Source organism: Oceanobacillus sp. FSL W7-1293, from assembly GCF_037969815.1.
GTDB classification, from domain to species: Bacteria; Bacillota; Bacilli; order Bacillales; family Amphibacillaceae; genus Oceanobacillus; species Oceanobacillus oncorhynchi.
Genome location: NZ_CP150212.1, coordinates 2,736,754 through 2,756,873, shown reverse-complemented (window position 1 = coordinate 2,756,873; position 20,120 = coordinate 2,736,754). Strand labels below are relative to the sequence as shown.

At 38.5% G+C, this 20,120-nt stretch carries 23 protein-coding genes and 1 other annotated feature; of the genes, 20 read left to right on the top strand and 3 right to left on the bottom strand.

Annotated features, from left to right (window positions below):
- The 3 genes from mutM (at position 1) to MKY65_RS13555 (ending at position 3,107) form a co-directional block, all read left to right on the top strand.
- Positions 1 to 846: a DNA-formamidopyrimidine glycosylase gene (gene mutM, locus MKY65_RS13565; RefSeq protein ID WP_339177620.1), complete on the top strand. Its 846-nt coding sequence runs from the start codon at positions 1 to 3 to the stop codon at positions 844 to 846.
- On the top strand, positions 843 to 1,445 hold the full coding sequence (gene coaE / locus MKY65_RS13560; protein ID WP_339177618.1) for a dephospho-CoA kinase: 603 nt from the start codon (positions 843 to 845) through the stop codon (positions 1,443 to 1,445). Before mutM ends, coaE begins: the two co-directional genes overlap by 4 nt.
- A gap of 630 nt (positions 1,446 to 2,075) precedes the next feature.
- Entirely contained in the window at positions 2,076 to 3,107 is a 1,032-nt protein-coding gene (locus MKY65_RS13555; protein ID WP_339177616.1) for a glyceraldehyde-3-phosphate dehydrogenase, read from the top strand.
- A 112-nt stretch (positions 3,108 to 3,219) separates the two neighbouring features.
- Here MKY65_RS13555 and MKY65_RS13550 read toward each other — a convergent pair whose 3' ends face one another.
- Positions 3,220 to 4,125 (bottom strand): methyl-accepting chemotaxis protein, encoded by a 906-nt coding sequence (locus MKY65_RS13550; RefSeq protein ID WP_339177614.1) that lies wholly within the window; start codon positions 4,123 to 4,125, stop codon positions 3,220 to 3,222.
- Positions 4,076 to 4,909, bottom strand: a complete 834-nt coding sequence (locus tag MKY65_RS13545) for an MCP four helix bundle domain-containing protein (protein ID WP_339177612.1) — start codon at positions 4,907 to 4,909, stop codon at positions 4,076 to 4,078. The genes MKY65_RS13550 and MKY65_RS13545 overlap by 50 nt, the downstream gene beginning before the upstream one ends.
- A 379-nt stretch (positions 4,910 to 5,288) precedes the next feature.
- Between MKY65_RS13545 and MKY65_RS13540 the strand changes: the two genes are divergently transcribed.
- The 12 genes from MKY65_RS13540 (at position 5,289) to MKY65_RS13485 (ending at position 15,222) form a co-directional block, all read left to right on the top strand.
- Positions 5,289 to 5,672, top strand: coding sequence for a cytosolic protein (locus MKY65_RS13540; protein WP_339177610.1), 384 nt, complete (start codon positions 5,289 to 5,291; stop codon positions 5,670 to 5,672).
- 20 nt (positions 5,673 to 5,692) lie between these two features.
- Positions 5,693 to 6,166, top strand: coding sequence for a transcriptional regulator NrdR (gene nrdR / locus MKY65_RS13535; protein WP_042534507.1), 474 nt, complete (start codon positions 5,693 to 5,695; stop codon positions 6,164 to 6,166).
- Between the two features lie 18 nt (positions 6,167 to 6,184).
- Entirely contained in the window at positions 6,185 to 7,516 is a 1,332-nt protein-coding gene (locus MKY65_RS13530; protein ID WP_339177607.1) for a DnaD domain protein, read from the top strand.
- A gap of 21 nt (positions 7,517 to 7,537) precedes the next feature.
- On the top strand, positions 7,538 to 8,467 hold the full coding sequence (dnaI, locus tag MKY65_RS13525) for a primosomal protein DnaI (protein ID WP_339177604.1): 930 nt from the start codon (positions 7,538 to 7,540) through the stop codon (positions 8,465 to 8,467).
- A 452-nt stretch (positions 8,468 to 8,919) separates the two neighbouring features.
- On the top strand, positions 8,920 to 9,759 hold the full coding sequence (ytxC, locus tag MKY65_RS13520) for a sporulation protein YtxC (protein WP_339177601.1): 840 nt from the start codon (positions 8,920 to 8,922) through the stop codon (positions 9,757 to 9,759).
- A gap of 350 nt (positions 9,760 to 10,109) precedes the next feature.
- Entirely contained in the window at positions 10,110 to 12,044 is a 1,935-nt protein-coding gene (gene thrS / locus MKY65_RS13515; RefSeq protein ID WP_339177598.1) for a threonine--tRNA ligase, read from the top strand.
- Positions 12,045 to 12,358: 314 nt separating this feature from the next.
- Positions 12,359 to 12,490, top strand: a sequence feature (ribosomal protein L20 leader region).
- Between the two features lie 65 nt (positions 12,491 to 12,555).
- Positions 12,556 to 13,062, top strand: coding sequence for a translation initiation factor IF-3 (gene infC, locus MKY65_RS13510; RefSeq protein ID WP_339185248.1), 507 nt, complete (start codon positions 12,556 to 12,558; stop codon positions 13,060 to 13,062).
- A gap of 32 nt (positions 13,063 to 13,094) precedes the next feature.
- Positions 13,095 to 13,289 carry a 50S ribosomal protein L35 gene (gene rpmI / locus MKY65_RS13505; RefSeq protein ID WP_042534497.1) on the top strand — a complete coding sequence of 65 codons (195 nt, stop codon included), beginning with the start codon at positions 13,095 to 13,097 and terminating at the stop codon, positions 13,287 to 13,289.
- Between the two features lie 39 nt (positions 13,290 to 13,328).
- Entirely contained in the window at positions 13,329 to 13,685 is a 357-nt protein-coding gene (gene rplT / locus MKY65_RS13500; protein ID WP_042534495.1) for a 50S ribosomal protein L20, read from the top strand.
- A 135-nt stretch (positions 13,686 to 13,820) separates the two neighbouring features.
- Entirely contained in the window at positions 13,821 to 14,096 is a 276-nt protein-coding gene (locus tag MKY65_RS13495; protein ID WP_339177595.1) for a DUF1294 domain-containing protein, read from the top strand.
- Positions 14,097 to 14,227: 131 nt separating this feature from the next.
- Positions 14,228 to 14,866: a VTT domain-containing protein gene (locus MKY65_RS13490; RefSeq protein WP_339177593.1), complete on the top strand. Its 639-nt coding sequence runs from the start codon at positions 14,228 to 14,230 to the stop codon at positions 14,864 to 14,866.
- 56 nt (positions 14,867 to 14,922) lie between these two features.
- Positions 14,923 to 15,222, top strand: a complete 300-nt coding sequence (locus MKY65_RS13485) for a TIGR04104 family putative zinc finger protein (protein ID WP_339185246.1) — start codon at positions 14,923 to 14,925, stop codon at positions 15,220 to 15,222.
- A 27-nt stretch (positions 15,223 to 15,249) separates the two neighbouring features.
- Here the strand turns inward: MKY65_RS13485 and MKY65_RS13480 are convergent, their stop codons facing one another.
- Positions 15,250 to 15,648 (bottom strand): sigma-w pathway protein ysdB, encoded by a 399-nt coding sequence (locus MKY65_RS13480; protein ID WP_339177592.1) that lies wholly within the window; start codon positions 15,646 to 15,648, stop codon positions 15,250 to 15,252.
- A 224-nt stretch (positions 15,649 to 15,872) separates the two neighbouring features.
- Between MKY65_RS13480 and MKY65_RS13475 the strand changes: the two genes are divergently transcribed.
- From MKY65_RS13475 to MKY65_RS13455, 5 genes are all read left to right on the top strand, one after another.
- Entirely contained in the window at positions 15,873 to 16,580 is a 708-nt protein-coding gene (locus MKY65_RS13475) for an MBL fold metallo-hydrolase (protein ID WP_339177590.1), read from the top strand.
- Positions 16,577 to 17,152 carry a WHG domain-containing protein gene (locus MKY65_RS13470; protein ID WP_339177588.1) on the top strand — a complete coding sequence of 192 codons (576 nt, stop codon included), beginning with the start codon at positions 16,577 to 16,579 and terminating at the stop codon, positions 17,150 to 17,152. The genes MKY65_RS13475 and MKY65_RS13470 overlap by 4 nt, the downstream gene beginning before the upstream one ends.
- Before the next feature lie 66 nt (positions 17,153 to 17,218).
- Positions 17,219 to 17,710, top strand: coding sequence for a dUTP diphosphatase (locus MKY65_RS13465; RefSeq protein ID WP_339177586.1), 492 nt, complete (start codon positions 17,219 to 17,221; stop codon positions 17,708 to 17,710).
- 158 nt (positions 17,711 to 17,868) lie between these two features.
- Positions 17,869 to 18,954 carry a M42 family metallopeptidase gene (locus MKY65_RS13460; RefSeq protein ID WP_339177584.1) on the top strand — a complete coding sequence of 362 codons (1,086 nt, stop codon included), beginning with the start codon at positions 17,869 to 17,871 and terminating at the stop codon, positions 18,952 to 18,954.
- Between the two features lie 158 nt (positions 18,955 to 19,112).
- The gene (locus MKY65_RS13455; RefSeq protein WP_339177582.1) at positions 19,113 to 20,096 is read left to right on the top strand and encodes a ring-cleaving dioxygenase; all 984 of its coding nucleotides are present in this window, start codon (positions 19,113 to 19,115) and stop codon (positions 20,094 to 20,096) included.
- The last annotated feature ends 24 nt before the right edge of the window (positions 20,097 to 20,120 follow it).

Sequence of the window (20,120 nt, the reverse complement as noted above, 5' to 3'; positions counted from 1 at the left end):
ATGCCGGAATTACCAGAAGTAGAAACCATTAAAGAGACGTTAAAATTGCTTGTTCAAGGAAAGACGATTGAAAAAGTAGATGTTCTTTGGGCAAATATAATAAAACAGCCGGATGATGCGGAGATATTCAAGCATCTTCTGGAAGGACAAACCTTTCAACAAATAAAAAGAAAAGGGAAGTTTCTGCTTTTTTATTTAGATGAATATGTGCTTGTATCCCATTTAAGAATGGAAGGAAAATATCGGCTGCATCAGCCGGGAGAGAAGATAGAAAAGCATACGCATGTTATCTTCCATTTAAAGAATGGGGAGACATTGCGTTATAACGATGTTCGTAAGTTTGGAACCATGCATTTATTGGCCAAAGGGAGTGAGTTCACGCAGGCCCCTTTGGCTGCACTTGGTCCTGAGCCGTTTGAAGAAGCATTTACGGCGGATTATTTTTATGAAAAGCTGAAAAAATCATCCCGATATATTAAAACGGCGCTTTTGGATCAAAATCTGGTGACGGGACTTGGAAATATTTATGTTGACGAGACGTTATTCCGTTCCGGGATCCATCCGTTAACAAAATGCAGTGAACTGACAAAAAAAGAAGTGTCTGCTATTCGTTCTGCAGCCATTGAAACACTTCAAGAAGCTGTGAAAGCTGGCGGGACAACCATCCGAAGCTACGTAGACAGCCAAGGGAATATGGGAATGTTTCAACAGGTTTTATATGTTTACGGTCAAGATAAGAAGCCATGTAAAACCTGCGGAGAAGAAATTATAAAAATGAAGGTTGGCGGACGGGGGACGCATCTATGTCTTCATTGCCAGCCGCAAAAAAAGGTGAATGTTTTATGAGTTTAGTGATTGGATTGACCGGAGGAATTGCCAGCGGGAAAAGCACGGTAGCGAAAATGTTTACAGCATTAGGTATCCCCGTAATTGATGCAGATGTGATAGCGAGAGAGGTTGTTGAACCAGGGGAAGCATCTTATAAACAGGTTATCGAGGTGTTTGGCAAAGACATATTAAGTCCAGACGGGTCGATTGACCGGCCGAAGCTGGGATCTATTATTTTTTCAGATAAGGAAAAAAGACAACAATTAAACCACATTGTTCACCCGGCAGTCCGCGAACGGATGCTGACGAAAAAAGAAGCGTATTTAGAACAGGGAGAAAAATGCATTGTGCTGGATATTCCTCTGCTGTTTGAAGGCAAGCTGTCTTCTTTAGCAGATAAAACATTGGTTGTGTTTGTAAATGAATCAACACAGTTAAAACGTTTAATGGAAAGAAATCAGCTTCATGAACAGGAAGCAATGAATCGGATTAAATCACAGATGCCATTAGCGGAGAAGGCAAAGCTAGCTGATGAAGTAATTGATAATAATCATTCCGTGGAAGAAAGCCAAAGGCAGTTATACGATTTGTTGAAAAAATGGGAAGTAATGGAATAGGTGAGTAAAAAGACACTATCTGAACTATAATTTACACCGTTCAGATAGTGTCTTTTGTATGGCAGAAAAAAATGTTTATAAAAATGCTGAGTATAGCTGCTCCGACGGGTTTCATGGGTGAGTAATCTTAGGCCCCAGAAATACACATCGCTTTTCATGGGCCCCTAGTTCATCTCCTTTAAAGAAGACTTGCTGACTGGCAAGCTGACAGGTGCAAACAGAGCTAAATTTGGGACTGCGATTACTCGCCCTATCAAACCCGTCGCTAGAAACAGCTTCTTTTCTTTGAAAGAAAGTAAATGAAACATATTTTTTTCAAAGATGGGAGCGGAGGAAAGACGACTCCTGCGGGAAAAGCAAGAATACCAGTATTTTAAAGACCAAGTGATTTTCTTGTGGCTGAAAAAGAAAAGCTGAAAATGGTTTCTGGAAAAAAGTCAGTAAAATCTTTGCGAAGGCCAAAATATGTACGTCACCTGTTTAAATGGACATCCAGTTGTTCCTTATAGAGGGTATTCAAAAAATGTGTGAAACATTTTAATATTTAATGACACACTTTCGCTTATATGTGTTATACTAATTACAACAAAATATAAAAAGTATAACATTTTCGGGAGGAAGATAGTGCTTATGGAAAAAACGCGTATTGCAATTACAGGTTTTGGTCGAATTGGTAGAATGGTCTTTCGTCAAGCAATGGAAGAGGAACATTTAGAAGTTGTTGCCATTAATGCGAGCTATCCTTCAGAAACGCTTGCTCACTTAATTAAATATGATAGTGTTCACGGTCCCTTTAACGGAGAAGTGCAAGCGCTGCCGAACAAATTGATTGTTAATCGGAAGGAAGTTCTTTTGGTGAATTTCAGAGAACCGGAAAAATTACCATGGGAAGACCTTGGGATTGACGTTGTTATCGAAGCAACTGGCAAATTTAACACAAAAGAAGCAGCAGGACGGCATTTACAGGCTGGAGCAAAAAAAGTAGTCATCACCGCTCCTGGAAAAGAAGTTGATAAAACAATCGTCATCGGTGTAAATGAAAGTGATTACAACCCAGAATTAGATGATGTTATCTCAAATGCCTCTTGTACAACCAATTGTTTAGCTCCTGTGGTCAAAGTAATCGATGACCACTTTACAATAAAGAATGGATTAATGACAACCGTTCATGCATATACAAATGATCAAAAAAATATCGATAATCCGCATAAAGATTTACGCCGGGCAAGAAGCTGTACGCAGTCTATTATTCCGACCACGACCGGGGCTGCTAAAGCGCTTGCGGAAGTGTTGCCTCAGACGAAGGGTAAATTACATGGAATGGCCTTGCGTGTACCGACACCTAATGTATCATTGGTAGATTTAGTAATTGATATTGAAGAAGATGTTACGATAGAAGAAGTGAATGCTTTATTCAAACAAGCATCAGAAGGAAGTATGCGTGGGATTATTCAATATTCGGATGAACCTCTGGTTTCCATTGACTATACTACAAGTACTTATTCTGCAACCATTGACGGGCTGTCTACGATGGTGATGGATAATAATAAATTAAAAATTATTGCTTGGTATGATAATGAATGGGGCTACTCTAAACGTGTTGTCGATTTAGTCAGCTATGTAGGTTATAAAATGGAACAAAGTGTGCGTTTAACATCATAGAATGATATAAAAGGGAAGCAGGCTTCTATACCAGCTTCCTTTTTCCCGAAAAGAGTTTCTTATAACAGCAGAAAAACATCCGCTTGAGCGTTCATGCGGATGTTTTTCTGCTTTATACTTTAAATTTCTGTGTCTCCTCCTGCAATCCTTGAGCAGTTTCACTTAAAGAAGTGGCGACATGGGCTACTTCATTCATTGTTGCAGATTGTTCTTCCATTGAAGCGGCTATCGTATCAATATTGCCAGACATAACCTGTGATCCAGTTGAAATTTCTGTAACAGAAGCAGAAACTTGTTCTGCGCTTGCTGAGAGCTCCTGAGAAGTTGCTGAAACCTCCTGGATTTCGTGTGTCATTCCTTGGACAGCAGTCACAATCGCTTCAAAGGATGTTCCAGCCTCCGTAATGACCTCTACTCCTTTTTGAACAGCAGGTAAAGCAGTTTGCATGGCTTTCTCCACATTTTCTGTATCATTTTTGATTTCTGTGGTTAACAGACTGATAGAGCTGGCTGATTTTTTGGATTGCTCAGCTAGCTTGCGTACTTCATCTGCTACAACTGAAAATCCTTTTCCTTGTTCACCTGCACGGGCTGCCTCAATCGCTGCATTTAATGCTAATAGATTGGTTTGATCTGTGATATCAGTAATGACCTTCGTAATATTTTCAATTTCTTCTGTTTGTTTTGCCAGTTTCAGCACAAGATCATTGACAGAAGAAGCAGATTCATTTATGTGATTCATTTGCTGCTGAGCGTCCCCGATAACCAGTGTTCCATTTTGTGCGGCTTCACTTGTTTCGCTGGAAGAAGCGTGAAGTGACTGCGCAGCTTCAGCAATTCGCTGAACACCTTGAGCGGTTTCTCCCATTGCAATGGAGCTTTCATTTGCGGCGTGTGCTGCAGTTTGAGAAGTTTCCGCAGTCTCTGCAGCTTGCTTCGTCACTTCTTCCGTTGTTGCAGATGCTTCTTCAGCACTTGCTGAAAGCTCTTCGGATGATGCCCCCCAGTTGTTCCGCATTGTGTTGAATACGCATAATTAAGTCCCGGGTATTATTTTTAGAAGCATTGAAAATTGCAGCCAGCTGACCTAGTTCATCTTTAGATTTGACAGCTATATCCTCTGCAGATAAATCACCATCACCAAATTTCCTTGCAACATCCATGATACTTACCAATGGGGCTGTGATAGAACGGCGAACATAGAACATTAAACCAATACCAATGAGTATACTTGCACCCAGAACAACGAATGAAATAACCTGGGCAGTAACAATGGAAGAGCTTATTTCGCTATCGATATTATCCATTTGTCCAGTTTGATAGATTTCCATTTCTTCAGCTGCATCAAGCATAGCGGTGTTGATATCCTGTACAGTTGTATTGACAATTTCTGTCGCCTCTTCGATATTCCCATTTTCCACATCAGCTATAATATTTGGCATTGCCTCATTGAAATCATTATTCGGGGCATTAGCCTGGTCCCAATATGATCTCATTTCCTCAGATGCTAAATAGCCTTGTAATTCATCTAAATTGCCGTCAAGGTCTGCAGCGACGGCTATAAGATTCTCTCTATGGTTATCTTCCTCCGGTTCTAAAATCATTGAACGGGTATGGAGCGCCTGCATCGCAACATCATAGCGGATATTTTCAATTAATATAAGCTGCTCCAGGCGTGAATCCATTGCCTCCTCTACATCATTTTCAATGTTTTTCAAATTCATGATGCTGTTTCCAACAGAAACAGCCAATAAAACAATTAATACAATAAAAGATAAATTCAATTTCTTTCCTACACTCATTAAAACATACTCCTTCTTTTTTAAGATGACATCTTTATGGATAATGGCTTTCTTAATTACTTTATCGGCTGTCGATAAACAATATGTAATAAGTCTTTGTGACTATTTTATGAAAATAATACTAAGTAAAATAAACGGGTTTATGTTTTATAAACATCGTTTTAATGTGCTTATATTAAATCCGGAGTTTACTCTATTTTGGGAAAGTAGTTTAAATGTACAAATCATGTTAAAATAATATATACGTATATGTATGTATTTATATGTTTAAAAGAATTGGAAGATACGTTAGAATAAATACGCTGCAATGCTGTTTACAGAGACAAGAGATGCTTGTAGAATAGTTTTTTATAGCGATAAATATAGGATGTGTATGTTTATGTCGATAGGGTATAAAATGAAACGTTTTTTTAGTAATCATGCAGAAACAAGTGATCATCATATAGATGCAAGCTTAAAAACCAGATATTATAAAGCGAGTAAGAATACTGTTATTCAGGAACTAGAGACATATTTTAATGGAAGCTCTGACTTTTCGATTCATGCCAGCTCGGAGCAGCATGGAGAGATTAGTGCCATCAGTAAACGCGGTAAAAAAGTTTTCATTATTGCTACAGTCATTATGGTCCGTCCGTATTACACAGCGCTTGACTTTTCAGTGACTACAGAGACACCTCTCCAGATAGATTTTGGTTACAGTAATAAAATCATAAAAAGAATGTATCAGCATGTGAATGAACAATTACCATTAATAGAAGGGTAAATGAAGAAGGAGTGAACGAAATGCGTTGTTCTAACTGCAATAATAAAAATACGAAAGTGTTAGATTCTCGTCCAATTGAAGAGGGAGCAGCTATACGCAGACGCCGGGAATGTGAGAAGTGCGGATTTCGTTTTACCACTTTTGAACGGATTGAAGAAGTACCACTCATTGTTGTGAAAAAAGATGGCATGCGTCAGGAATTTTCGAGGGAAAAACTTACCAGAGGGATTATCAGAGCTTGTGAGAAACGCCCTGTGGCGATAGATACAATAGAAAATATAGCTTTAGACGTAGAAAAGAAATTACGGAATGAAGGGAATTCAGAGGTCTCGAGTCATAATGTAGGCGAAATGGTGATGGAAAGACTTGCTGAGGTGGATGAAGTATCTTATGTCAGGTTCGCTTCTGTCTATCGTCAATTTAAGGATATAACTGTTTTCTTGGATGAGTTAAAAGAAATAATCAAGACAGATAAACAAACACAGGAAGAATAAAACAAAGGATGGGTTGAAATGAATGCAATCGGAAAAATCCTTCCTATTGATGGGTACCATGTCGTTATGGATGAGCAGCCTCCCATTGATTTTAATGCTTCATTGACGCATTTTTATCAGCCGTTGATTGGGATTCAGGCAATTTCGTTATACTATACATTATTTTATGAGGCAGATTATGCGCAAAAAACGCAGACACATCATACATTAATGACATATTTGAATTTAACGCTGGATAATATTTACCGTGCACGTATAAAATTGGAAGCTATCGGGTTATTAAAGACCTATAAACGAAGAGAGGACAACAGAGACTATTATACCTATAGTGTGCAGCGTCCTTATTCCCCCAATCAATTTTTTGGAGAACCTATGCTGTCCCAGCTATTATTACATCATATAGGAGAACAGAAATATAATGAGCTTTATGCTCGTTACGTAAAGGACAGCATCGCTTATGGGGAAGAGGTAACAGCTGATTTTAATGAAGTGTTTGATACGATTACACCTTCTGCGTCTGCTGCTCTGAATATAGAAAATGAAAAAGAAAATAGAGAAACGGATTTCATGGATTTTTCATGGATAGAACAATCGCTTCGTCAGCGGTTTATTCCGGCTGAAAAAGTTCTACATTCTGTAAATAAAAAACTCATTTATCAAATGAAGGTATTATATGACGCAGAAAGTGTAGAAATAGAAAAAGCACTCTTATGGGCACTTGATGAAGATAACCAATTGAATCAGGAAGAATTTAAATCTGCTTGCCATGATATGTTTATCTCCCGTAATAATGGACAGGCTATCCGTTTAAACGAAAAAATGGCAGCTGTTGATACGCAAGTTTCTATGAAGCAGCCTGTGACAAAAGAAGAGCAGCTGGTTCACGAGCTGGAGACCATATCACCAAAGCAGTTATTGGAGGATTTATCTGACGGAAACCATGCTTCGGAGCAGGATATTAAAGTGGTCCGGGAAGTGATGACAAAACAGGGACTGCCAGCTCCTGTCATGAATGTACTGATTCATTATGTTCTGCTGCAATCCAATATGAAGCTGTCTAAAGCGTATATGGAAACCATTGCGGGCCATTGGTCAAGAGTTGGTTTGAAAACAGCAAAAGATGCCATGAACTTTGCTAAACAAGAACAGGAAAAATATAAATCATCCAAAAGTAAACCAAGGAAAAGTAATAATTATAATTATAATAACAACTATAAAAAAGAAGTTGTTCCGGACTGGTTTAATAACCGGAAAAAGACACCATCAAAAAATACAACAGACAGCAATATAAGCGAACAAGAGCAGCAGGAAATTGAAGCTAAGCTGCAAAAATATTTAAATGAAAGCTGAGATGAAAAGGAGGGATAATAGGTGAAACCGATACAATCCGAATTAAAAGCATGGATGGACAAAAATGAGAACTTCAAAACCAATTACACTAGAATAAAAAATGAAATTCTAAGTGATCCCTCTGTTAAAGCATTTTTGCGTGACCATCCGGAACTGACTGACCACGATATTGAAAAGAATTTAATGCGGCTCTATGAATATAAATCACAATCGAAACAATGTGACCGTTGTGCATCTTTCGGAGAGTGCCAGAATTTGATGCAGGGTTACTCTCCGGTATTAAGTATGGATAAAAATGAAATTAGACTGAGCTATGAAAAATGTCATTCACGTATTCAGATTGAGGAACAGGAAGCACAACAGAAGCTTTTTCAGAGCCTTTATATGCCGAAGGAGATTTTAGAAGCAAAAATGTCAGAAGTGATCCAAGATAAGTCAAGAATTTCAGCTATTGGTGAGATTATCAGCTTTTTAGAAGAAGCAAAAAGCGGGCTGCCGAAAAAAGGATTGTATCTTCATGGATCATTTGGAATTGGAAAAACCTATTTGCTCGGCGCGATAGCAAATGAGCTGAAAAAGAGAAATTACTCTACTACCTTGATTTACATGCCAGAGTTTGTCCGGGAAATAAAAGGTTCCTTTAAAGATGATTCATTTAACGAAAAGATAGATTTCTTTAAGAAAGCGGATGTGTTAATGTTAGATGATATTGGAGCGGAATTGCAATCTGCCTGGTTTCGGGATGAAGTGTTGGGCTCCGTACTGCAATACCGGATGATGGAAGGATTGCCTGTCTTTTTCTCCTCCAATTTTGATTTGAATGAACTGGAGAAAGAATTGGCAAGCACCAGAAACGGTGTGGAAGAAGTGAAAGCCGGCCGGATTATTGAACGGATTAAGCAGGTAAGCAGTGTGGTAAAAATGTCTGGGAAAAATAGAAGAGACGAATAACGATTTGAACACACATGATTCACAATCTGCCTTCATAAAAAAGATTTCCGCTCAGATACGGAAATCTTTTTTTATGAACAGGAAACGTAGGTAAAAAACTAGAGGGTTTCATGGGGGAGTAAACCTAACAATATTGTCAGGTTAATGAATTTTATTAAATTTGATATAGATAGTAATAAAACCTGTCTAGCGTAGTGTTTTTCCGTAGCGGCCGCACTAACCTGACAACATTGGTAATCCTGAACCCCAGAAATATACACCGTTTTCCGCAGCCCCCAAGCTCATTTCCTTTAAAGAAAACTTGCTGACTGGGAGGGTTATCAAACATGGTTTGGTTTCAACTTTTCTTATACTACATGACTTTCATTTGCTAGTCTGACTAGTTTACGCATTTTTATATAGCCTTGTCCATATAATTGTAACAGTTTGTAAGTGGATGAGGGTGATATGTATTGTTGGAACTGTATTTTGAATCGAATAAAGAAGTAACGGCTTTTCGTAATCAGTTGACTCCATATAGAAAGCAGATCAGAGTACATCAACAAACAAATGCCTGGAGCAGCAGATTAAGGCTGGAAGGGGATTTAGAAGAAAGGGAGTTCATCCATGTGATAAGCTCCGTGATGGCAGAGGTTTTTATAGAAGAGCATCTTTCTGACATCATTATTGGTAAGATTACCGATAATTATTATTTTTCAGATCCAGATGAAATCAACCGTATTTATGATTTTTCTATGTGGATTTTATTTGAAACAGATTCAGACAATCAGTATTTACGAGAACATGTGAATACTACAAAGCTTTTGCAGGATATTTTTTTTCGTCATTTAAAAGAACATAAAAGCATTCATTTTAGTGCAATATTGCATTTCCGGCTTGCTTCCTTTTTAGAATTTGTCCACGAATGTGTGGGGAAAGCAATTGAAGAATTTAAGCGGGAAGAGGATCATCAGGCATTTATAGATATGCTCCGTCATTATATCGAGAAAAAAGATCCCTGTGTTGATTTGATTTATATCGAACAGGGAGAGAATTTTATTTTTTATAATGATAAAGGAGAAGTGATCTCTAAAGATAAGCTGCGTATGTGGATGTTTCAAGCACCGTTATACGCATTGGGGCTGCATGAAAATGAATTTAATTTAAGCCCGCTGATTGCCATGTCACCAGCAAAAATAAAGGTGTATGGAGATGATCCGGACGATCCGAAAATCATGACAATAACAAATATATTTCAAGAAAGGGTGGAATTTGAAACGGAAGGAACTTCTATCCTGTCTCGCGGGGAATAATCCATTGGACTTGCTTTTCAAACCTGAAAGGAATATAATACGAATAGAGTTTGAAAATAAGCTGCTGAGATGAGGACAAGATTATTTCCTAATTACGTACTCAGAGAGGGAAGTCATTTGGCTGCAAGCTTCCTTTCGTGAAGAAATAATTACCGCCTCGGAGCATTGCTGCTGAAACGATTGGAAGTAGGCAGTAACGTCCTATCTGCGTTAAAGATCAATGAAGCTGAGGATAAGAGGATTAGTTTATCTTCAGGAATTTGGGTGGAACCACGGCATAAAACGCTCGTCCCTTTGCATAGCGCAAAGAGATGGAGCGTTTTTTAATTTGATAAAGGAGTTCGATAAACATGGCTGATTTAACAATTATTTTTCCAGATGGAGCTGAAAAACAATTCCCTGAAGGAACAACAGGAGAAGATATTGCTGCTTCTATTTCTTCAGGTTTAAAAAAGCAGGCACTTGCAGTTAAATTGGATGGAGAGCCTGTAGATTTACGCCGTCCGCTACCAAAAGGCGGAAAAATTGAAATTATTACGTATCGAGACCAAGAAGGCTTGGAAATTGCACGTCACTCTACAGCCCATTTATTAGCGCAAGCTGTAAAACGCTTGTATCCTAACGTGCAATTAGGTGTCGGACCTGTAATTGAAGAAGGCTTCTACTATGATATTGATATGGAGCATACCTTAACTCCGGAGGATCTTCCAAAAATAGAAAAAGAAATGAAGCGGATTGTGGACGAGAACTTAGAAATAACTCGTGTGGAAGTATCACGTAATGAAGCAAAAGCCCGCTTTGCGGAAATTGGTGATGACTTAAAATTAGAACTGCTGGATGCAATCCCTGAAGATGAAACAGTAACCATATACGAACAGGGGGAGTTCTTTGATTTATGCAGAGGAGTGCATGTTCCTTCTACCAGTAAAATCAAAGCATTTAAATTATTAAGTATTTCTGGCGCTTATTGGCGTGGAGACAGTAATAATAAACAGCTGCAGCGTATTTATGGAACCGAATTTGAGAAAAAATCACAGTTAGAGGAATATCTGCAAATTTTGGAAGAGCGTAAGGAAAGAGATCATCGGAAGCTTGGGAAAGAGCTGGGTATTTTCACCGTGTCGCAAAAAGTAGGGCAGGGCCTGCCTTTATGGCTGCCAAAAGGAGCAACTATTCGTCGTAACGTGGAGCGTTATATCGTTGATTTAGAAGAACGCTTAGGTTATGACCATGTGTATACGCCTGTTCTCGGTAATGTAGAGTTGTATAAAACAAGCGGACACTGGGATCATTATCAGGAGGATATGTTCCCGACCATGGAAATGGATAATGAAGAGCTTGTATTGCGTCCAATGAACTGTCCGCATCATATGATGGTTTTCAAAAATCAACTATGGAGCTACCGTAACCTGCCTGTGCGTATTGCAGAGTTAGGAACCATGCATCGCCATGAGATGAGCGGGGCGCTTGCCGGTCTGCAGCGTGTCCGTGCAATGACATTAAATGATGCGCATATTTTTGCCCGTCCCGATCAGTTAAAAGAAGAATTTATCCGCGTAGTAGAACTGGTTCAGCGTGTGTATAAAGATTTTGGAATTGATGACTATTATTTCCGTCTTTCCTATCGTGACCCTGAGGATAAAGAGAAATATGTGGATAATGATGCCATGTGGGATAAAGCGCAGGCAATGCTGAAGGAAACCATGGAAGATATGAATTTGGAATATGTAGAAGCAGAAGGAGAAGCTGCTTTCTATGGTCCGAAGCTGGATGTGCAGGTGAAGACAGCATTAGGAAAAGATGAAACATTATCTACAGTGCAATTAGACTTCCACTTGCCAGAGCGCTTTGACTTAACTTATATCGGAGAGGACGGAAAAGAACATCGTCCCGTTGTTATTCACCGTGGTGTCGTTTCTACGATGGAACGCTTTGTTGCATTTCTTATTGAAGAGTACAAAGGGGCTTTTCCTACTTGGCTTGCCCCCGTACAAGCAAAAATCATTCCGGTATCTTTGCAGGCGCATCTTGATTTCGCTAAAGAGGTGGAGGATAAATTACGCCAGGAAGGTATCCGTGTTGAATTAGACAGCCGTGATGAAAAGCTGGGCTATAAAATACGTGAAGCACAGACACAAAAAGTTCCATTCGCCCTTGTTCTGGGAGATAAGGAAATGGAAGCAAACAGTGTGAACTACCGCCGTTACGGTGAACAAGACACAGAAACACTTCCATTTGATCAATTTGTTGATTTTATCAAGGAAGAAATTAATCAGAAGAAATAAACTATATTCCTAATTTTAACAGAGAAAAGCTATTTTCATATTAGATATGAAAATAGCTTTTTTGTGGAATAAAAAAGTACAAGCAGACATTTCTATGGCAAGAACATCGATGTTTTAAAGACCGAGCGGTATTCTTGGATTTTCTTAAAATGAGGAAGCATTTCAAAGTTAACCGTCTTACTTCTATTTTGGGAAAAACCATTGACACTTCACAATAACCGTGCTATGATTCAATAGTTGTTTAAAACAAAAGGATACAGTCCTTGACAAGTAAACGATAAAATGCTATATTATAAAAGTTAATGATATGATCTAAAGACAAGTAGAAGCACCCGCTTCTCACCTGATTGACATCCATGGAGGATAGTTGACTGGTTCATCACGATTCATGTTTACGAATGAGGAGATGTGTGGGTGCAAGTATGTACCGACACTTTTTTTATGTATTGAAATGACTTGTCCAGATAGATCAGTAACAAAATTTCGGAGGTGGCTGGCTATTAGCAAGGATATGAATGTTAACGAAAAAATTCGTGCAAGAGAAGTTCGTCTCATTGATGCAAATGGGGATCAGCTTGGAGTAAAATCTCGTAATGAAGCACTGGATATTGCCGGGAAACGAAACCTTGATCTAGTATTAGTTGCTCCAAACGCAAAACCACCGGTATGTCGTATTATGGATTTCGGGAAGTATCGTTTTGAGCAGCAGAAGAAAGAGAAGGAAGCTCGTAAAAAGCAAAAGGTAATTAATGTGAAGGAAGTGCGTTTTACTCCTGGAATTGGTGACCATGACTTTGAAACGAAGCTTAAAAATGCACGCAAGTTCTTGGAAAAAGGGGATAAAGTAAAAGCTGCAGTCCGTTTCCGCGGCCGCGCAATCACCCACAAAGAACTCGGAAAAGAAGTACTGGACCGTTTCGCTGAAGAAGTGAAGGATCTCGGAACAGTAGAAACAAAACCGAAAATGGAAGGCCGTAATATGTTTATGATGGTCGCTCCATTAAATGAAAAAAAATAAGCTTTTTATTGCAATGACTGGAGGAAAAAAACATGCCTAAAATGAAAACTCATAAAGGTTCAGCAAAACGTTTCAAAAAAACTGGATCTGGAAAAGTAAAAAGATCTCATGCATACACTAGCCATATGTTTGCACACAAATCTCAGAAGCAAAAACGTAAATTACGTAAGAGCACTTTAGTTTCTTCTGGGGACTATCAACGCATTAAACAAATGCTGCCAAAATAATAAATTTAGATATGTAATTGAATACAGGAGGGATTTCTTATGCCACGTGTTAAAGGTGGAACAGTTACGCGTCGTCGTCGTAAACGCGTCTTAAAATTAGCAAAAGGTTATTACGGTTCGAAAAGAACTCTATTTAAAACAGCAAAACAACAAGTTATCAAATCAGGTCAATATGCTTATCGTGACCGCAGACAGAAAAAACGTGATTTCCGTAAACTTTGGATTTCTCGTATTAATGCCGCTGCTCGTTTAAACGATATGAGCTATAGCAAACTAATGCACGGTTTGAAGCTTGCTGGTATCGATATTAATCGTAAAATGCTATCTGATTTAGCTATTAATGATGAACAAGCATTTTCTCAATTAGTATCTCAAGCAAAAGAAGCTTTAAAATAACATGAAGAATGAGAGGTCGCATCCAAATTGGATAGCGATCTTTTTTTATCTTTCGAATCAAAGCGCTCAGCGTTGCAGGAAACAGAGACTTTCTTTATGATGAAAAGGTATCTTTCATAAAAACAGGAGGAAGAAATGGAAAACATATCATCATGGCTTCTTTATATACTGATTGCGAACATGATTGGGTTTTATTTGATGTTTAAAGATAAACAAAAGGCAAAGCAGCGAGCATATCGAATTCCTGAACGGACTTTTTGGCTGCTGGCTATTTTAGGAGGAAGTGCCGGTGTATATATTGGCATGCAGACTTTCCGGCATAAAACAAAGCATAAGAGCTTTACTATCGGGATTCCGGTATTAATCGTGATTAATATAATCAGCTTTATTAGCCTGACTGTCTATTTCTAGAGGGAGTGCTTCATTTTAATAGAGAATTTTTTAGATAGAAAAACCAGCGTCATTCTTTTATCATACACAGCTCGTCTTGAAACATATATATAAATAGAAATGAAACCAGCTTCCTCAGAGGAGGGTTAGCCATGGAATACGTTGGGAATTATTTGCTGGTGATTGTTGAGATGGGAGGCGTGCTTTCTCCGCTGCTGTTTATTATTCTTCATCTCATTCGACCGATGTTATTCTTACCAGTTGTCTTTATTTGTATTTCTGGCGGTATCTTATTTGGTCCAATTGCAGGAAGTGTTTATTCTATTATCGGGATAACAATGGCGAGTTTGCTTTTTTATATCATGGCAGGCTGGATGCCGAAATCTATCGATAAGCTCATTATTTTGAAGCAGCGGTTGCTTGGCAAGCATACAGAAATGACGACCGCTCAGATTACGCTGTTACGTCTTGTTCCATTTATCCACTTTCACTTATTATCTTTATGCTTGATCGAAACGAATCAAACCTTTAAAGGATATATTAAATCTTCCTTTATCACAAACATTCCTCTGGCAATTGTCTACACAAGCATCGGTGGTTGGATTTCTCAGCTTTCTCCAGTATATATTGCTGCATTTATCATCGCCTTACTCCCATCCTTGTACCTGTTAAGGAGAAAAGAGATTATTATTAAATGGCAGGAGTTTTTTGCTGCGCCAACGTCGGGAACGGAGTATCGGCATCATGGATTATCAAAACCTCTTACACCGAGTAAAACAACCAGCTCTTGAGCATAAGAGCTGGTTGTTTTAAAATAAAAGTAAGAAGAAAGGCGTTAAAAGAGGTGATGTATGATATGGAACTCCCGTCGTGCTGGAATTGTGAGCATGAATTTAAACTTCGTGAGCTTGTCTGGAGCTGGAGAATGCGCTGTCCAAGCTGTAAAAATAAGCAATTTTTAACAAAAGAAAGCCGGTTTAATACATTTCTTTTCAGTCCGATTCTAATGATTGTTATTTTCATCATGAATGTATGGAACATTTCTTGGTTGATTATCATTCCAGTAAGCTTTTGTTTATTTATTATTTTTATGTTAATTATCCCTTACTTTTACCGTTTTACCGACAAAGAAGCTCCTTTTGTATAGAAAAATAACCAGTCCTGTCCGGGCTGGTTAGTCTTTTGTAATCTCTGTTATAATCAGCTCATTAATCGGATGCTTCCACGTAATGGAAGCATGCGGATAATGAATTAATATTTCCTGCTCCAGAAAATACAAATCCTCTCTCGTCAATCCGCGAAGCTCTAATGGATTTTTAACGGTAACATGAATATCCACGACTTCAAAAGCATCTTCGGTGGTCCCTAAGTATTTTTCACCGATAAAAAGGCAGCCTTTATAAGTTAATTGGAAATTTTTCTTATTGTTATTTTGTTCATCTAATAAATAAAAACCCTGATTCTCCTGAGAAAGACGCAGTTTTCGCTCAGGATTTTTTAAGTATTGAATCCATGTATAAATTAATAGTGCAATTGCAATCACTAATAATATTCGAAAGATAATGATGGCCATAATTATCTACTCCTTAGAACGTCCTGTTACCCCTTCATACGGATGAGATTCAAAAAAGTTTCAGAGAAATATTATTTTATTAAAAAAATGTTGAAATTTAATCTTTCCTGCCTTCCCTGATTGTCATATTGGAAACTCCTCCTGTTTTAAGCCCTCACATTATTTTATTGACTTAAACTAATCAAGTTAGTTATAATATTAATAATATTAGTTGAGGTGATTAAATGATAATTAAACGGTATCATAATTTATATCAAATTACTTTTTTGCCACATCTTTTTCCAATTAACTGCTTTGTTGTAGAGCAGGAAGCAGATTTAATCTGTATCGATATGGGTGTGAGTAAGTTTACTGATATGGTAAAAGAAATTGTTCATCAGACTGGAAAACCGTTGAATAAATTAATTTTGACACATGCACACGGAGATCATGTAAACGGGACACCCTATTTTAAAAAAGTCTTTCCTGAAGTACTGGTGGGAATTTCAAAAAGAGACAGTTATTTATTAAAAAAAGATTTTCGCTTGCAGGAAGACGAACCGGATAAACCTGTAAAGGGAGGATTTCCTAAAAACATTATCCCGATTGATTTTACTTTTGAAAGCGGAGAATTCATTGATTCTTTGGAAGTAATTTCGAGTCCGGGGCACACTCCGGGAGCGGTGTCTTTTTTTGAACCGCAGCATCGAATGCTTATTGCCGGAGATGCATTTCAAACAAGGGGAGGCCTTGCTGTTTCCGGGGTCTTAAAGTGGCAGTTTCCTTTTCCTAAAATAGCAACTTGGGACAGAAAAACGGCTGTAGAGAGTGCAAAAAAATTACTGGATTTAAGTCCTGAATTACTTGCAGTAGGACATGGTAATATGCTCGTCAAGCCAGAGGAGCAGATGAAAAAAGCAATTAAAGTTGCAGAAGGCGGACGAAAAAAATGAGAAAAAAGATAGATCAAAGAAAAATTATTGATGCAACGCTAAAAATTGTGAAGGAGAAGGGGACATCCGGTGTAACCATTAAAAATACAGCTATGGAGTTAGGTATTAAATCGCCATCTCTATATAATCATGTGGAAAATTTAGAAGACTTACTGGATTTAGCAGCTCATAAGAGTATGCAGAATTTGTATGAGAAGCTGCTCACAGCCAGTATTGGACTGGAAAAGAAAGAAGCGTTATGGGCGATTGCAAAGGAGTATCGAAATTTTGCAAAAAACAACCCCGGCCAATATGAATTAGCACAAAAAGTAAATACATGGAATAGCGAGGAAACCAAACAAATATCTGAGCAGATTGTAGCCATCTTCTTAAAAATACTGCAAAAATATACGTTGTCCGAAGAGGAAGCGATTCATTTTATTCGGGTATTACGAAGCTATCTGCATGGATTCACGCTGTTAGAGGTAAATGGAGGATTTGGGCTTCCCCAGGAGCTGGAAAAAAGCTTTACAATCGGATTGGAGATGATTTTGACAAATTTGGAAAGCCGTTCAAATCAAGATGGGCAATGAGAATAAAAAGATTTTCTAAAAGGTCTGTGATAAAATGGAAGAGAACATGGAAGAGGAGGCGTTACGTTGGATTGGAATCAGCTATTTGATATGCAGAAGCAATTAGATACATATATTGAAAATAATCATGATTTGTCAGATGTAAATTTATTTCGTGAAAAGCATCTTGCCTTGCTGGTAGAGCTTGGGGAGCTTGCAAATGAGACAAGATGCTTTAAATTTTGGAGCACCAAACCAAGAAATAGCGGGCAGGTTATTTTAGAAGAATACGTAGATGTTCTGCATTTTTTAATGTCCATTGGTATAGAAAAGGATTTTATTTATCAATCAGCGGATAAAACAGAACTGGAAGAGGACATTACCGAATCAGAATGTTTTTATCACGTATATGAGAAGGCGATTACCTACCGGGAAAACCCGAGAAATGAGAATTATCAGCAGCTGTTCAGCTGGACTCTGCGGTTAGGGAACCAGCTTGGGTTTACGGATGAGGATATCCAGCAGGCCTATTGGGATAAAAATAAAATTAATTATGAGCGTCAGGATCAAGGTTATTAAATCTTTTCCATACGTTGGGAAAGAGTAAGCTTATAACAAATGATTTTAAGCGGCGAGTCTTTGTGTTGTATTCGTCGTTGATGAATGTAAAACAAAGGAAATTTAAGCTTTATTTACACCAGGCAAGCCAATTTTTCTTTAAAGGAGAGATTTTGAATATGGAAAAATTAGACAACACCTTAACAATGCTTAAAGATTTAACGGACGCAAAGGGAATACCAGGAAATGAAAAAGAAGTGCGTGACGTATTTGAAAGCTATATCAAGCCCTTTGCAGATGAGCTGAAAACAGATAATTTAGGCAGTTCCGTCGCTGTAAAAACAGGTGACGAAAATGGACCGAAAATTATGGTTGCAGGGCATTTGGACGAAATTGGCCTGATGGTTACACGCATTGATGAAAATGGCTTTTTATATTTCCAGACAGCTGGCGGCTGGTGGAATCAGGTTATGCTGGCGCAGCGCGTAACGATTATGGGCTCAGACGGAGATGTAACAGGGGTCATTGGTTCTAAGCCTCCGCATGTACTTAGTCCTGAGGCAAGAAAGAAACCATATGAAATAAAAGATATGTTTATCGATATTGGAGCAACAAGTAAAGAAGAAGCAGAATCGTTTGGTGTAAAACCTGGAGATTCGGTTGTTCCATATTTTGAATTTACCCAATTAAAAAATGAAAAATTATTGATGGCGAAAGCTTGGGACAACCGTATCGGTTTAGCAATCGCAATTGATGTATTAAAGGCGTTAAAAGATGAAGCACATCCTAATATCGTCTATGGTGTCGGCACGATTCAAGAAGAAGTCGGCCTGCGCGGGGCAAAAACATCTGCCCATCTGATTCAGCCCGATATCGGTTTCGGTGTCGATGTCGGTATTGCAGGGGACACTCCGGGGATTGCGAAACAAGAAGCGGACAGCAAGCTTGGCGAAGGCCCGCAGATTGTGTTATATGATGCTTCTATGATTTCTCATAAAGGACTGCGCGATTTGGTTGTCGATACAGCAGAGGAGAATAATATTCCTTACCAATTTACCTCGATGGCTGGCGGCGGTACAGATTCAGGCTCCATTCATTTAACGGGCAATGGCGTTCCATCTCTGTCTGTTACAGTAGCAACCCGCTATATCCATTCTCATGCAGGGATTCTTCATCGTGATGACTATGAAAATACTGTGAAGTTATTGACTGCTGTCATAAAAAAATTGGACCGCAAAACCGTAGATGCTCTAATCAAAGCTTAATAATGATGAAAAAATCGTGTCTTTAATTTATTTATAAGGCACGATTTTTTCATCAATGGGATGTTCTAAAAACACCTGTTATTGACAGATAGAAAAAGCTGTGGTAAATTATATTTAATTAAAAAATATGTAATTAAATATAAAAAGGAGTTTTTCTAATGAATCCAATCCGTGGAATGCACCACGTTACAGCAATTACAAGCAGCGCAGAAAAAAATTATGAGTTTTTTACTTATGTACTCGGTATGCGATTAGTAAAGAAAACAGTCAATCAGGACGATATCCAAACGTATCATTTATTCTTTGCGGACGATGAAGGTAATGCGGGGACAGACATGACATTTTTTGATTTTCCGGGTATTCCTAAAGGTTCCCATGGAACAAATGAAATTTATAAAACATCTTTACGTGTTCCAAGTGACGCGGCGCTGGAATACTGGGTGAAACGCTTTGACCGCCTGGGAATCGCGCATACAGGAATTAAACAGCAATTTGATGTAAAAACATTATCCTTCGCTGATTTTGATGATCAACAGTATCAGCTCGTTTCAGATGAGAGTAATAATGGAAGAGCATCTGGTACGCCATGGAAAAATGGCCCAATACCATTAGAATTTGGAATTACTGGCCTTGGCCCTGTTGTGGTACGTGTGGCAGATTTCAACTTTTTCAAGCAGGTGCTGGAAAAAGTATTTATGTACAAGGAGATTGCAGACGAGGGAGCATTCCATCTATTTGAAGTGGACGAAGGAGGAAACGGCGCCCGTATCATCGTAGAGCATAATGAAGAATTGCCGCCTGCAAGACAGGGCTATGGTACTGTTCATCACGCCGCATTATGTGTGGACGAACGGGAAGATTTAGATACATGGCAGCAAAGAATAGAGCAATTTGGTTTTAATACTTCGGGATTTGTGGAACGCTTTTATTTTGGTTCACTATATACGCCAGTTGCGCCGCAGGTATTATTCGAAATAGCCACAGCCGGTCCTGGATTTATGGAGGATGAGCCGTATGAAACAGTGGGAGAGAAATTAGCCTTGCCGCCATTTCTTGAGCCGCAGCGTGAACAGATTGAAAGTCAGGTAAGGGAAATTGATACGGTCCGCAGTACAAAAACCATTGAAAAAGAATATGAATAAAATAAAAAGATTCGTTTATCTCTC